This is a genomic window from Candidatus Deianiraea vastatrix, assembly GCF_007993655.1.
Taxonomy (GTDB): domain Bacteria; phylum Pseudomonadota; class Alphaproteobacteria; order Rickettsiales; family Deianiraeaceae; genus Deianiraea; species Deianiraea vastatrix.
Map to the genome: position 1 here is coordinate 964,091 of NZ_CP029077.1, position 14,245 is coordinate 978,335.

Annotated in this window: 12 protein-coding genes; 4 read left to right on the forward strand and 8 right to left on the reverse strand. The window is 34.8% G+C overall.

Features of this window, described 5'->3' with window-relative positions:
- Positions 1–33: 33 nt before the first annotated feature.
- Together deia_RS04595 and deia_RS04600 are read right to left on the reverse strand one after the other, a co-directional pair.
- Positions 34–771, reverse strand: a complete 738-nt coding sequence (locus deia_RS04595; protein WP_146821023.1) for a diaminopimelate epimerase — start codon at positions 769–771, stop codon at positions 34–36.
- 132 nt (positions 772–903) lie between these two features.
- Positions 904–2,649, reverse strand: a complete 1,746-nt coding sequence (locus deia_RS04600; RefSeq protein WP_146821026.1) for a GspE/PulE family protein — start codon at positions 2,647–2,649, stop codon at positions 904–906.
- A gap of 83 nt (positions 2,650–2,732) precedes the next feature.
- On the opposite strand from deia_RS04600, the gene deia_RS05945 reads away from it, so the two are divergent.
- Complete coding sequence (locus tag deia_RS05945; protein ID WP_281284132.1) at positions 2,733–2,861, forward strand: hypothetical protein; 129 nt, start codon at positions 2,733–2,735, stop codon at positions 2,859–2,861.
- Here deia_RS05945 and deia_RS04605 read toward each other — a convergent pair.
- Both deia_RS04605 and deia_RS04610 read right to left on the reverse strand, forming a co-directional pair.
- A complete protein-coding gene (locus tag deia_RS04605) occupies positions 2,853–3,707 on the reverse strand; it encodes a uracil-DNA glycosylase (protein WP_146821028.1) in 855 nt (284 codons plus the stop codon). The two genes, deia_RS05945 and deia_RS04605, sit on opposite strands and share 9 nt — an antisense overlap.
- Entirely contained in the window at positions 3,694–5,253 is a 1,560-nt protein-coding gene (locus deia_RS04610; RefSeq protein WP_146821030.1) for a peptidylprolyl isomerase, read from the reverse strand. The genes deia_RS04605 and deia_RS04610 overlap by 14 nt, the downstream gene beginning before the upstream one ends.
- A gap of 81 nt (positions 5,254–5,334) precedes the next feature.
- Here deia_RS04610 and deia_RS04615 point away from each other — a divergent pair, with 81 nt between their 5' ends.
- The 3 genes from deia_RS04615 to deia_RS04625 all read left to right on the forward strand — a co-directional run bounded on the left by deia_RS04615 (position 5,335) and on the right by deia_RS04625 (position 10,048).
- The gene (locus deia_RS04615; protein ID WP_146821032.1) at positions 5,335–5,988 is read left to right on the forward strand and encodes a 7-carboxy-7-deazaguanine synthase QueE; all 654 of its coding nucleotides are present in this window, start codon (positions 5,335–5,337) and stop codon (positions 5,986–5,988) included.
- A 118-nt stretch (positions 5,989–6,106) separates the two neighbouring features.
- Positions 6,107–8,569 (forward strand): DNA topoisomerase (ATP-hydrolyzing) subunit B, encoded by a 2,463-nt coding sequence (gene gyrB, locus deia_RS04620; RefSeq protein ID WP_410519468.1) that lies wholly within the window; start codon positions 6,107–6,109, stop codon positions 8,567–8,569.
- A 6-nt stretch (positions 8,570–8,575) separates the two neighbouring features.
- A complete protein-coding gene (locus tag deia_RS04625; protein ID WP_146821034.1) occupies positions 8,576–10,048 on the forward strand; it encodes a phosphoethanolamine transferase in 1,473 nt (490 codons plus the stop codon).
- Positions 10,049–10,912: 864 nt separating this feature from the next.
- Here deia_RS04625 and acpS read toward each other — a convergent pair.
- From acpS to deia_RS04645, 4 genes are read right to left on the reverse strand one after another with little or no spacing between them, the layout of a single operon-like run.
- On the reverse strand, positions 10,913–11,299 hold the full coding sequence (gene acpS / locus deia_RS04630; RefSeq protein WP_146821036.1) for a holo-ACP synthase: 387 nt from the start codon (positions 11,297–11,299) through the stop codon (positions 10,913–10,915).
- A 52-nt stretch (positions 11,300–11,351) separates the two neighbouring features.
- Positions 11,352–12,395 carry an SAM-dependent methyltransferase gene (locus deia_RS04635; protein WP_146821038.1) on the reverse strand — a complete coding sequence of 348 codons (1,044 nt, stop codon included), beginning with the start codon at positions 12,393–12,395 and terminating at the stop codon, positions 11,352–11,354.
- On the reverse strand, positions 12,385–13,344 hold the full coding sequence (locus tag deia_RS04640; RefSeq protein WP_146821040.1) for a prephenate dehydrogenase/arogenate dehydrogenase family protein: 960 nt from the start codon (positions 13,342–13,344) through the stop codon (positions 12,385–12,387). The genes deia_RS04635 and deia_RS04640 overlap by 11 nt, the downstream gene beginning before the upstream one ends.
- On the reverse strand, positions 13,341–14,225 hold the full coding sequence (locus tag deia_RS04645; protein WP_146821042.1) for a DMT family transporter: 885 nt from the start codon (positions 14,223–14,225) through the stop codon (positions 13,341–13,343). The genes deia_RS04640 and deia_RS04645 overlap by 4 nt, the downstream gene beginning before the upstream one ends.
- Between the last annotated feature and the right edge of the window lie 20 nt (positions 14,226–14,245).

The following is a 14,245-nucleotide window of genomic DNA, read 5'->3' on the forward strand; positions in this document are numbered from 1 at the left end:
ATAATTTTTAAATCTCCAAGACATCAAATATTGCTAAAATCTTTCCCCTAGATCTTTGTTGCATACATAAAAAATGCCATCATCGGTAAATCTTACAGAAGGTAAATCATATACCCCAAATATCTTACTTTGTAATACACCGTCCGTTATAGCAAATATCTCGTCACATTTTAAAATCTTTACAATATTTCTTATAAAATAACAACTCGCTACAATCCCAGATCCACACGATAGCGTCCTGCCAACACCCCTTTCAATAGTTGTTATAAATAATGTCTTGCTGTCAAGAATCCTAATATAACTCATGTTAAACTCATAGCTTACCTTCTGGCTAATGTCTCTCATGTCTCCCACAACCTGCACCCTGTGCATGTTCCCAACATTTATCAAATTTTCTATCTTGTTATGTACTATCTCCGGCATCTTAACACTAACCCCCTTCTCATCCCTTCTTACCTCAACCTTTGCCCCATATCTTATCGTAACACTTGCTACATCACCATCTTTTAAATACTCCCTGCCAAGACATATCATAGCATTCCCGCACATCTTTGCAATACTTCCATCAGCATTGTAAATAGTTACATAATACCGTAACCCCTCCTCAATCTTAGTGATGATAATTAACTGATCGCATCCAACTCCAAAACGCCTGTCGCAAATAAACTTTACCTTTAATAAATCAATCTCCTTACCTTCTAAAAATATAAAATCATTACCAAAGTTGTTAAACTTTCTAAACTTGTAATCTCTTATTAATCCCTCTATCATGCCTAAATTTTAATACCTAAACTAACCCCGAATTTCCAAACTAAAACTCAAGAAATCCTTAACCCACACAACATAACATTGTGTTTATTTGTCAAGAAAAAAATGCAGAAATATAAGCCATTACATCCTCCGTCATACAATATAATCAGACATATCAATAACACGCGACACCTCGTCAAATGAACTCACGCCGCCAATAACCTTCTTTATAGCATCAATTTGAATAGGCACAAAAGTCTTAGCCTCCTTTGCCTTGCCTACTATCGCATGCTCCGACGCACCATCTTCAATCATTGACTTAACCATGCTATCAAATGATAAAACCTCAATAACACTGCATCTTCCCTTGTACCCAATATTATGACAATTCTTGCAGCTTCCAGCATCATATACCTTTATATCCTTTACCTTCTTTATCTTATACCTTGCAAATTCATCATCCCTCATTAATCTTGCCTTCTTGCAATCAGGGCATAGCCTTCTTATAAGCCTTTGTGCTATAATACCATTTACAGATGAGGCTATAATGTGCCTTGATACCCCAAGATCCAGCAATCTGTTCACAGCAGATGGTGCATCATTTGTATGCAGGGTTGAAAACACTTTATGCCCTGTCATCGCCGCCCTCATGGCCGTTATCGCCGTCTCCTCATCACGCATTTCCCCAACTAGTATTACATCAGGGTCTTGACGAAGTATAGCCCTAAGCCCCCCAGCAAATGTAATGCCTGCAGCATCATTTACATTCATCTGCTTTGCAAGTGGCATGTGATACTCAACAGGGTCTTCAAGTGTCATCATGTTTATCCTTGGCGATGCAATCTCAGACATCATGGCATATAGTGTCGTTGTCTTACCAGAACCCGTTGGCCCCGTCATAATCAATACCCCCTCAGGCTTGCTAAGTAACTTCCTTATCTTCGTTTCGTTATCCTTTGAAAAATTGAAATTCGATAATGACGATACACTCTCATTCTTATCAAGTACACGAATAACAATACTTTCCCCAAATACAGTCGGCATTAGTGACACACGAAAGTCAATCTTCCTACCCATAATCGTGCTTTGTATAGCCCCATCCTGCGGCCTTATAGACTCTGCTATATTCATGCCACCAATAATCTTGATCCTCACAGTAATAGACGGGTAATACTTTACATCAAATGTGAACTGGTTATTCATCATTCCATCCATTCTATACCTCACCCTTACAAACTTTGCATCAGGCTGTATGTGAATATCAGATGCCCCCTTGTGCACAGCGTCAGACAATAACGCATCAACAATCCTTACAACAGGGCTTTGATAGCTATTGCCCATCCCCTTAAATTCATACTCAGATGCACTTGCAAGCTCCTTTAAAATCTTGCTTATATTAAACTCATACTCATACGACTTATCAATAGCCGCCAAAATGTCCGCCTGCTTTGCAAGATATGGCACAATATCCTTGCCATCAAAATAACTCGATAATCCATCAATATTCGATAATACATCAGGGTCAACAGTTGCAATTCCAACCTCCCTGCTATCCTCATAAAACGCTATTACTACATTGCTTACAGCCTCGTGCTTGGCTAACTTTCTTGCAACATTTGGGTCAATTGCAGTGTGTGCAAGATCAATTGACTTTACATCAACATTCCTAATGTAAGACTGTATTATATTATCAGATACCAAATGCGCAGCAATTAAAGCACTTATTACATCCTGCCCCGTCTGCTGAACTTCATCACGAATAGTCTGTAGCTGTATCTCGTCAATAATCTTGTCCGATAATAGCCTTTCAACTAACGACTCAGCCTGTTTTGCATCCATCCTATATTCTTCATCCTCTTGGGCAAAATCCTCCATGATAAATCCTACAATACCACCCATCTTAAACTTTTATTTATTAAAGTCAATATTTTTCTTGACTTCTTCTAAAAAATCTGCTATAATAGTTAAAGTTTGATACTATTATGTTCAAAATGATAAAAATCTTCATAGCAATTATGATGATAATTTATGTCTACAAGGCAATAGGGCCAAGTAATGTAAATGCATTCATAAAAGACACAGGCCAAGCCATTAAATCATCTCTAAAGTAGATGACCAATATGCTTGGATATTGACATCATGTCAATCCATGCATTCTTCTTAAAAGATGGGCTGCGCAATAAATATGATGGGTGATAAATAGCACTTGCCTTAATGCTCATATCACCTATCTTTGCATCAAATACCCTGCCATGCAAATCAGATATTTTACCATCATGGCCTGCAATACAGCTAATAGCAGTTCCACCGCATAAAATTAAAAACTCAGGCTTTATAAGCTCAATTAGCCTAAATAAAAACGGCCTGCATAGGGTTATCTCCTCATCCGTCGGCTTTCTATTTGCAGGTGGCCTCCAAAATACCGTATTAGTGATATATAAATTCACATCCCTGTCAAGCCCAATAGACTTTAAAACATTATTCAGCAATCTTCCAGATCTGCCGCAAAATGGAATACCGTTAATATCCTCATCTTCACCCGGTGCCTCCCCAATTAATACAATCTTTGCATCACTCCTTCCATCACACACAACAGTGTTCTTTGCAAGCTTTTTAATCTCGCAGAAACTTGCCTCATTTGTTAAATAATCCTTTATCTCATCAATAGAATTGAGCTTACTTGCAATGCCCCTTATCTTGGCTTCCCTTTCATTTAAATCTTTCACAATATCAACACTAACATCCTTTTTAATCTCTCTTATAACAACATCCTCTTTTACAACATCTACTACACTCTCAGCCTTCTGCCTTGATGAAACATCAACCTGCCCTACGCTCCTTGCAATGCAATAAGCATCACCCTCCTTTTTAAACGCTAAACCACTTGATAAAAAACTCAGCTTTAAATCATGAAGAGTGTGCAAAATATCATAAATATTGTCCTTATTTTGCGACATAATTATTAAAATAATCTTCGTTTATCTTTATGTCATACTTTACTCTTAAGCTCATATAATAAAGCTGATAAATGTCAATTATCTTCATACCAGAAATTTCCTTTGCAAGCTTTTCAATCTCAGCCTTGCTTGGCTCTTTTGCACTAATTACATCCTTAAACAACGCAGCCTGATATACACCATTTTGTCTATAGCCATGAATGCCGGTGAAATTACCCTTTTCTATCGTAAATAAATCCTTTAACAAATCATAGCTAATCTTTTGCTGCTGATCATAGCGATTTAATGAGGTATTTTCAGAGCTAAACCCATTTGCCTTCAGCCATTTAACAGACTCGCTAATGCCCTGCTTTCTAACATCTTTAAACTCATCAATTAAAATCTTTGCAGCCTTTTCTTGCTCCTGCTTCCTTACCATGCTAGTGACTTTGGATTTAACATCATCAAATTTTAAGAACTCACCATCCTTAACGCTTTTAACCCTTACAACTTGTGTTTCAAGGCATGAATTATTATGCAAAATAGTTGTAACATCGCCCTTTTTCATTCCATCCAATACTGCATACTTTGCATTCTTTTCCGACAAAACAATCTCACTTGTCTTTGGCTTTAATCCATAACTTCTAGCTAAATCATCAAAAGCCTCACTTGATGTTGCAATCTTTGATATATTCCTAATAATCTGACAATAATGTGCATCTTTCGCAATACGCACAATGTCAGATTCCTTTAATTGCTTATAAGTATTTCTTAGTTTTTCAAGAGTCTTTTTATCAGGATTATAACTCACCTGCTCGCTTATCATAACTCCTGAAATATACTCAACTGAAAATACAGAATCAGTCTTAAACAATGCTCTATTTTTATTGTAATAATCCGAAATAAGCTCATTACTTGGCTCTTGCTTTAATCTAATCTTATTTTCAGCAATGGTATATAAATCGAAAATCCTCTTTTCCGTCCTAGATTTGAGCAATACCTTTGCAAGATTTTCATTGCTTGAAAGAAAATAACTTGCAAAATCCATCACTACAGACTGGGATAAATCAAGCTTTAAATAGTTAATATAATCTTCCTCAGTAACTCTGTTTTGTATTAAGAAATCCTTGAATAAATCAACAGAAAATACCCCATCTTTTAAAAAAATCGGATTTTCCTTAATAATCTTTAAAATCGTCTCATCTTCAATATTTATGCCATGTGCTTTCATTTCCTTTGCAAAAATTATCTTCATTGCAAACCTATCAAATACCTTCTGCTTTATCTCCTGCTCAGACATTGTATATCCAAGACTTTTCTTTGCAACTGATAACTCACCCTCAAATTGCTTCCTTCCAACATATTCATCTCCAACCTTGAGCACCCAAGAACCATCCCTTGCAATCGATGCAAATAGCCCGGAAAATGTAAAAGATGCAATTAGCAATAATATTAAAAATGTCGACAAACTAGCTTTCTTGTTTGCCTTTAAATACCCTATAATATTCAATAATTTTGCCCTTACCATCGGTAAATATAGAGCTATAAAATCCTTAATTTTCTGCAACTTAATAAAAAAAATTTAATTTATTTGAATATAAAAAAAATTGCAGTCAAGATATTTTTAAAATATTTTTTTATATACCAAATGTTTGGAAAAAACCCTAAAAGACCACCGGAAAACACAGACGGAAGCTTGCTTTTCGTTCAAGAAATATTCCCAACAATACAGGCTGAAGGCATTTTCGCAGGCCGCCCTGCTATTTTCATTCGTCTTGGAGGCTGTAATTTGGCGTGTAGTTTCTGCGATACTGAGTTTGAAAATTTTAGTCAAATGTCACTTGAAGATATTCTTGCGCAAGTTCAAAAACACCAAGTGCAATATAGTAAAATTAATCTTATAGTAATTACAGGCGGCGAGCCGATGCGTCAAAATATTATTCCTCTTTGCAACAAACTGCATAAAAATTTCACAGTGCAAATCGAAACAAACGGCACAATATACCGCAATCTGCCTGACTTTGTAAAAGTTATATGCTCACCGAAAATCGTAAATGGAAAATACACAATTCCAGCAGACGGACTGCAAATTGATGCTTTAAAATTCCTAATTTCTGCAAGTCTTGAGCATTATAATAAAATCCCCGACTGGGCTTTTGATTTTAAAGAAATTTTCATCCAACCAATGGACGAACAAGATGCACAAAAAAACGCAGCAAACAACGCACTTGCGGTTAAAATCGCTATGGAAAATAATCTAAAACTTTCAATCCAGATGCACAAATTCCTGCAAATTCCATAACTAAAATTACAATAATGCAATGCTAGCTTTTTCAATATCCAAACAATATAATAATAAGATTTTTTGCTTGCATTTTAAAAAGACATGACTAACCTAATTTTACATATCTAAAACCTATATGCTAAATGACGAAAATGAAATCCCTGAAAATGAAATTATGCAAGGCGACTACGGTGCAGATAGTATTAAAGTTTTAAAAGGTCTTGATGCCGTTCGTAAAAGACCAGGAATGTATATCGGTGATACAGACGACGGAACTGGCTTACACCACATGGTATATGAAGTTTTAGATAATGCAATTGATGAATCACTGGCTGGGCATTGTACAAAAATTAATGTATGTATAAACGAAAATGGCTCAGTTACTGTTCGTGATAATGGGCGTGGAATTCCAACTCAAATGCACGAAGAAGGCGTTTCAACTGCGGAAGTTGTAATGACGCAACTTCACGCTGGTGGTAAATTTGACAAAAATTCATATAAAGTCTCAGGCGGTTTGCATGGCGTTGGTGTATCGGTTGTAAATGCACTTTCTTCACATTTAAAGCTTAGAATCTGGCGTGACGGCAAAGAGCATGTTATGGAATTTTCACACGGCGTGGCAGATTATCCACTTAAAATAGTTGGCGACTCTGATCAAAAAGGTACAGAGGTAACTTTTATGCCATCAACAGAAACATTCTCTGATATTGAATTTAAATTTGAAACCCTTGAAGAAAGAATTCGTGAACTTGCATTCTTAAATCACGGCGTATTTATAATACTTGAAGATAAAAGACTTGGGCGTGAAAAATTAATAGAATTCAAATATGACGGTGGTGTTGCAGAATTTGTAAAACACCTTGCAAGAGCAAAAACAGCTCTTCATCAAATCGTTTCAATTCGTGGAGCTGAAAATGACATAGTTGTTGAAGTTTCAATGCAGTGGACAGACGCTTATACCGAAACTTGCCGTTGCTTTACAAACAATATACCACAGCGTGACGGAGGAACTCACCTTGCTGGCTTTCGTGGAGGTCTTACCCGCGCGATTAATCAATATATCCCACAACATTTGTCAAAAAAAGATGAAGTTGAAATAACAGGAGACGACATTCGTGAGGGGCTAACCTGCGTTATATCAGCAAAAGTTCCAGACCCAAAATTTTCTTCTCAAACAAAAGATAAGCTTGTTTCATCTGAAGTTCGCCAAGTTGCAGAAAGTATAACATATGATAAACTAACCTACTGGTTTGAACAAAATCCACTTGAAACGAAAAAAATTATAGAAAAAGTTGCGCTTGCAGCGCAGGCAAGAATTGCGGCTCGTAAAGCTCGTGAACTTGCACGCAGAAAAACAGCACTAGATACCTTCTCTATGCCAAGTAAACTCAGCGATTGCCAAGAAAAAGACCCATCAATGTCTGAGCTTTTCTTAGTTGAGGGTGACTCAGCAGGTGGTACTTCAAAACAAGGTCGTGATAGAAAAACCCAGGCTATCCTTCCCCTTCGTGGTAAAATCCTAAATGTTGAAAAAGTTCGCTTTGATAAAATGCTTTCGTCGGATGTTGTAACAACCCTTCTTGGTGCACTTGGAATTGGCGTTGATAAAGAAGACATGGACATAACAAAGCTTCGCTATCATAAAATAATAATCATGACAGATGCCGATGTTGATGGATCTCACATTAGAACTCTGCTTTTAACATTTTTCTATCGCCAGCTACCGAAAATCATCGAAAATGGCTATCTATATATAGCGCAACCGCCACTTTATAAAGTTAAACAAGGCGGTAAAGAGGTTTATTTAAAAGACGATATACAATTTAATCAATATCTAATAGACAACGCAGTTTCTAACTCTGTTTTGAAAAATGGTAACGGGCTTGACATTGCAGGGGCACAGTTACAAGAGATTTTAACATCCGCAATTGAGCTTAGTAACTACATAAAACGCATTCCACTTCGTATTGAAAAGGAAATCCTTCTTGCAGTTGTGCTTGCTGGACTTCGCCCAAAAGACTTCGATTTAATCGATACCCTCTCAGCAAAAATTGGAAAACTTAGCGAAAAACTCGCTGAAATATCAGATAGTGAAGACCTGCTTGAAAGATGGCAATTTAAAGCTGTAAGTGAAGAAATAGACGGCATTGCAACTAATAAAATCGTTGCATCTCGTAATGTTCGTGGCGTATCACAATCGATCAGTCTTGACAAAGCTACACTTTCTATGCAGGAGTTTGCAAAAATTTTCGCAAATTCAAAAATTGCTGAAATGTGTGAAATTGTAACTGGAAAATGTAAATTTACCAACGCCGCAAGCGTTTATGAATTTTCAAGCCACATGAAATTTGCAGAAATTATCAACGAAATAGGTAAAAAAGGCGCATCACTACAACGCTTTAAGGGTCTTGGAGAAATGAACTCAGAACAACTTTGGGAAACAACGCTTGACCCAGCGTCTAGAACAATCTTGCGTGTTAATATAAGCGATGCACAAAAAGCTGATGAAGTTTTCTCAACTCTCATGGGCGAAGTTGTGGAGCCAAGGCGTAATTTTATTATAGACAATGCTTTAAAAGTTACCGAAATTGACTGCTAATTTCGTATGTCTTTGGTAAAAATAACGCATCTCAAAATTACAAGATTCTTCAGTTTTGCCTTGCGTTTAAAACTGCCACTGTGGGCTTTCGTACTTATTTATGAAGCCGCTATACTTCTTCCATACGCATATAAATTATCCCATATATTGCTTATAAAAATTAGCTATCCACTTTATATAATAATCAATTTTGCAATCCATTATCTAATATTTAGCGCGCTTGTTTTAATGCGAAAAATTGGATTTTGCCTTGCAATCTTTATATTTGCCTTTTTAACATCAATATACTCGGCCTCTCTTGTGTTTTTTAACTACAAAATGAGCAACGGCGTAATTGCCTCCGCCCTTGAAAATGACACATCAATGATAGACTTTTATGTAAATTCACATACAGCTTTATACGTCATTGCCTTTACCCTAATTGTATCTTTTTTTACAAAAATAACATGGAAAACAAAGCCAAATATTAAAATCTGCCTAGCATGCGTTGCAACTTTATTGCTATCATTTGCAATGCTTTGCAACAGTATGCAAAGACTTTGTATAAGAACAACCCAGATAATGGATATTTTTTACCTCTTACACCTGCCCAGAAGCTTTGAAAGTGGTGTCGGCAATGTAAAATACTTAGATCCCAAGGGATTGTTTTCATTTAAAAACGATTCAGATATAAATGTTGTTTTTGTAATTGGCGAGAGCGCTAGAGCTGATTTCTTTCATAAATACGTTAAAACAATCGATAAATACGGCATAAATCGCATCACATCAATCTCAAATTCAGATAATACAAGGCAGGCTCTGCCGGTAATGCTTTCAGTTAAAGATGGAGAAAAGCTATACTCAATAGTTGATATAATGAAGTCTCTTGGCTTTAAAACTCACTGGATTGGCGCGCAAAATATAAGAGGAAAATACGACTCTACATATGCATATTTTGCCGTGAAATCTGATGTTTCGATATATACAGACCCAGTTCGAAATATAAATTACGACATGGAGTTATTACCAATTTTAGACAACTTTACCCATCAAAAGGGCAAAAATTTCTACATCATTCACCAAATTGGCTCTCACGTACCATATGCAAACAAATTTACCGAAGACTTTGCAATACAAAAACCATATTGCAAAAGCGAAAATATTGCAAAATGTACACATGAAGAAACCACAAACGCATATATAAATAGCATACTATACACCGACCACTTTTTATCTGAGGTTTTATCACGATTTTCTAAATCAAATACGCTATTATTTTACTCATCAGACCATGGAACTGACATATTATCCATTAATAAAAATGAAAATACCTTTACAGTACCTGCGTTTTTTTATACAACGAATAGCGGTAAAAAGTCAATTATAGGAAAAAATCTCAAAAATGTACAATTTAATCACGAAAAAATCTCACCATCGCTTCTTGGTTGTATTGGCGTAAAATCAGATTCTATCAAAGATTACAATAATATATGCTCATAAATCCTAATTAACCAGCGCATCTTTACACTTTAACTGACAATATTCTCAGCGATTTTCCTTTATAATATAACAATTTCAATCCAAAAACTCGATGTTACAACATGAAAATCACAGTATTTATAATACTTTTTTCCATCCAACATACAACTGCAACTACTCATTATCTTTATACAATCATCGACAGCTTTAATACCATTACATTGGTTTGTCAAAATCTATAATAATGACAAGTCTTTCTCTAAATTGTATGAACTCAGATACTTAAAAAAATTAGCCATTTCTAAACTTGATTTATCACCATAAGTAGCCTAAAACACAGATTAATAATGCCATTTACCTAGATTTTCTGAAGGAAATGCCAACTTCAAGCTAATCAATTCAAAATTACATCAAATTCGTAGATTTTTTGGAACACTTTATTCATGAGCAATAACTTTATCGGCTATTAAACTACAAAATTCATCCTTCCTCAAACTTCTCAAACACAACTCTTATTTTCACTTCAAATCAATGTAAATTTTAGCCACTTCTAAGATCTTTGCCATTATTTACTTATTCTAAAGGCTTTATTATTCATGATAAGCACTTATCAATCTGGATTTTAATCACTTTTTTCAAGCACAGCAATGAACATTTTTCCATACGTCACTTGAAGCATGCAATTATTTCAGTCGTAAATTTAGTAATTGCTATCGTCAATTTATAATTGAAAAATGTAGATTATAAATGCTTTTTTAATTTGCTTAATTGCAGCACTATAATGTTAAAATCAATCGCAAAATTTTCTCAAATCTGAACTTTTGAAACACTACGCACGTAGGAAACTTATTACTCATAATCAAATCTGAGGGAACCATGTTTTTGTTAAATGCCCTCAACCACAACGCTAGCACTTGTTATGTTGTGCGTGTCGGAAATTGAAAGATGGATTTTAATTTCATCGATGGTGCCAGTAAAAAGTGGTGTTTCTATCGTGCTTTTTAAGATTTTTGCCAAAGGTCTGCCATGCTCGTCGTTGCTAATTTCAATATCCAAAAACGACAGCGCCGCACCAATGCCGCAGCCAAATGCCTTTGAAACAGCCTCTTTCGCTGCCCATCTTTTTGCAACAAAAGATGCCAAATCGGATTTTTTCGCGGCAATTTCCTGCTCATTTTTTGTCAAAATTCTCTGAATAAATCTAGGATTTTCGCTTAAAATTTTTGCAATTCTATTCTTTTCGCAAATGTCAATTCCGGTTCCAATAATCATTTATTTCACATTTTTTTAAATATAAAAACATTTTCTTTAAAAGCAATAAATTTTATAATTTTATGCCTAAAATCACTTTAAATAAATCACCCATTTCACTCGTTAAGCGACGAACGCTGCTGCGAATTTTGTCGATATTATCGCTATTTTTGCTCGATTTTGCGTAAATTTCAGCAAGCTCATTAATGCCATTTTGCAGTAAAAATTCACCTTGTAAAATGCAGGAAAGCGCTGAATAATTTTCTACAGTCTTGCGAAAAACCTGCATAAACACTGAGAAATTGACAAGATGCGTAATATCTGCCTGCATTGGATTTTGCAAAATATTTACCTTCTCATGGTTTAAAATCGCTTGCAGAGTCGATGTATTTGGCGATTTTTCATATCCGTAATCAAAATAAATAAGCCCGCCGGAATTTGCATTTACAATTCTACAAACATGCTCAAAATCATCAATTTGATCGCGCGAAATTTCAAGCACAGTCGGGGTTTTTTCATTTTTGTAAAATCTTTCAATATATGCCTCAAGTTCGCTTTTGTCAAAATTATTATCGGCAAATTGCACGATTTTCCCATCTTCAATACGCAATTTTACCATATTCCATCTATCTTTTTTGAAAATATATTGATTTACGCCGTAGCTGTCAAGTAATTCATTTGTGATGAAAAAACATGGATTATTGCCATTAAAATCGTCGATTTTCTCTAGTATTTTTACTTTATTTTCAAATATCTTGGCAAGGTTTTTGCGATTATTTTCTGCTTTTTCGATAGAAAAAAACTCAGCATTTATGCGGTATTTTTCAAAAATACGCACAATATCTAGCATTAAAAGCCCATTTCCAGAGCCAATTTCCACTATGGATATTGATTTTAATGCGTTTTCTTGTATTAAATTTATCAAAAAAAGTGCGATAATTTCGCCAAAAAGTGAAGAAATCATGGGCGAAGTTACAAAACTACCGCTTTTGCCAAAGGGATTTTCACTATTATAAAACCCGTTTTTACTGTAAAGACAAAAATTAATATAATCACGCATTGAAATTTCGTTATTGCGATCCTCAAAAAACCTCGATAAATGCTCGTTAATTTGCATATTCTAAAACAGATTTAGTGTTTAAAAATTCTAGAAATTTAGCAGTATTTATAAGCCTTTCGTGCAAGAATTTTTCGCCTTTAAATGCCATAAAATCAATAATTCCAGAGCCAAAATAATTACTATATTCACTAAAATTATCGGATAAAAAACGAGGGAAAAGCCCGACAAAATCTGAGAATATTACATTTTCGCCACGCAGATTTACAAGCATATAATTTTTAAAAATATTCCAGATTTTTTCAAGATTTTTTAAATTTGCATTAAAAATGCCATTTTTGCCCATCCATATTGATTTATTTGACTGCGCAAGTCGTCTAAATTTTGCATAATTATCGCTTAGATTTTGCAATTCCTTATCAAAATCAAGCAGGTTTAACATTGCCAGAAAATCTGTAAAAAAATACGATAAAAGCTGGGGAAAATGGGATACTTTTGCGTAAATTGCGTCGTGTTTTTTACATGAGAGCTGCAACACCTTTGAAAAACCAAGCTCAAAAGCGATTTTTTCAAGCTGAACATTTTCCAAATTTGCATCATCGAGTATAATGGTTTTAGACTTAAATAAATCAGTACTGGAGCTTGAAAATCCACTTTTATCACTACCCGCTATTGGGTGTGTAAAATTAATTTTTAGATTATATTTTTTCGCAATTTTTTGTGGCATTTTTTTGACAGATCCAACCTCAAAAACAAGCTTGCTATCTAGGTTTTGACCAGATAAAAGGGCAAAAATTTCATGATATGCAAAAATGGGGGTTGCAACGCATATAATATCTGCGTTTTTTATCAAATTTATAGCATTTTCGCTGCCAAAAATAGCAGTCTTGGCAAAAATTTCAGATTTTATTTCTGCATTTGATACTCCATAAATTTCGTAGGTTTTATGCAGTTTTTTGGCAATTGATCCACCGATTAGACCAGTTCCAATTATTGCAAATTTTTTCATACTTTCTTCCTAAATTCATTAAAAATACTTGCAATAATCATTAAAAATCCAACGAAATTCACTATTGACCAAGCGTAATCTTCGAAATAAGTTGAAACCCAAATTGCGCCGATTGTATATATTAAAGATGAATAATTTGCCCTTGCAGAGCCAATTTTGTCGATTAAATAATATAGGGATAAATATGCGATGCAGGATGCAAAAACAACTAAATAACCAAGAGAGATCGTGTATTTTGGCGAAAAATCCCATAGCACATTATGATTTTGAAATAATGCCACGATAAATGCTATAATACAGCCTGCAATAAAGGAATAAGAGATGTAGACAAGAAGGGGAATTTGGGTTTTTTTAACGCATGTTTTCATAGACTGAAAGCCAAAACAAACAAGAATCGGCATACAAAGTGCATAGGAAATACCAAGCATTGTAAGCCTTGGATCTTCGCTTAACTTAATCGTTGGAAGAATGAATAAAATCAGCCCAACAGTGCCGATTAAACCACTTACAATTGTTCTTTTTGACACTTTTCTTTTATCGCAAAATGCCGAAAAAAGCTCGTTTGTAATTATAGAAAGTGACATAATTGCCGCAACCATTCCGCTTGGAATATATTTTGCAGCCTCATAACCAAGTGCAAAATTGAGTGAAGCATTTGTTGCTCCGGAAATTAAAATATATTTCAGATTTGACTTGTCAATTTTCATTTTATAGCACATGATTTTCGATATTACAAGACACAAAAGTGCTGCAATAAAAAACCTATAGGCAAGGGATAGAAATATGGAAACCTGCGATGCTGACTGCATTTTTAAGGCATACCAAGAAAATGTCCAAGAAAAGCAAATTCCAAAAAAAGCAAGGGCTATTTTTTTATTCATAAAATTCTATTTTTAATAGA

Bases quoted from the DNA above. Each gene is read 5' to 3' on its own strand.
- deia_RS04595 (WP_146821023.1), bottom strand. From the start codon at position 771: ATGATAGAGGGATTAATAAGAGATTACAAGTTTAGAAAGTTTAACAAC.
- deia_RS04600 (WP_146821026.1), bottom strand. From the start codon at position 2,649: ATGGGTGGTATTGTAGGATTTATCATGGAGGATTTTGCCCAAGAGGAT.
- deia_RS05945 (WP_281284132.1), top strand. From the start codon at position 2,733: ATGTTCAAAATGATAAAAATCTTCATAGCAATTATGATGATAATTTAT.
- deia_RS04605 (WP_146821028.1), bottom strand. From the start codon at position 3,707: ATGTCGCAAAATAAGGACAATATTTATGATATTTTGCACACTCTTCAT.
- deia_RS04615 (WP_146821032.1), top strand. From the start codon at position 5,335: ATGTTTGGAAAAAACCCTAAAAGACCACCGGAAAACACAGACGGAAGC.
- gyrB (WP_410519468.1), top strand. From the start codon at position 6,107: ATGCTAAATGACGAAAATGAAATCCCTGAAAATGAAATTATGCAAGGC.
- deia_RS04625 (WP_146821034.1), top strand. From the start codon at position 8,576: ATGTCTTTGGTAAAAATAACGCATCTCAAAATTACAAGATTCTTCAGT.
- acpS (WP_146821036.1), bottom strand. From the start codon at position 11,299: ATGATTATTGGAACCGGAATTGACATTTGCGAAAAGAATAGAATTGCA.
- deia_RS04635 (WP_146821038.1), bottom strand. From the start codon at position 12,395: ATGCAAATTAACGAGCATTTATCGAGGTTTTTTGAGGATCGCAATAAC.
- deia_RS04640 (WP_146821040.1), bottom strand. From the start codon at position 13,344: ATGAAAAAATTTGCAATAATTGGAACTGGTCTAATCGGTGGATCAATT.
- deia_RS04645 (WP_146821042.1), bottom strand. From the start codon at position 14,225: ATGAATAAAAAAATAGCCCTTGCTTTTTTTGGAATTTGCTTTTCTTGG.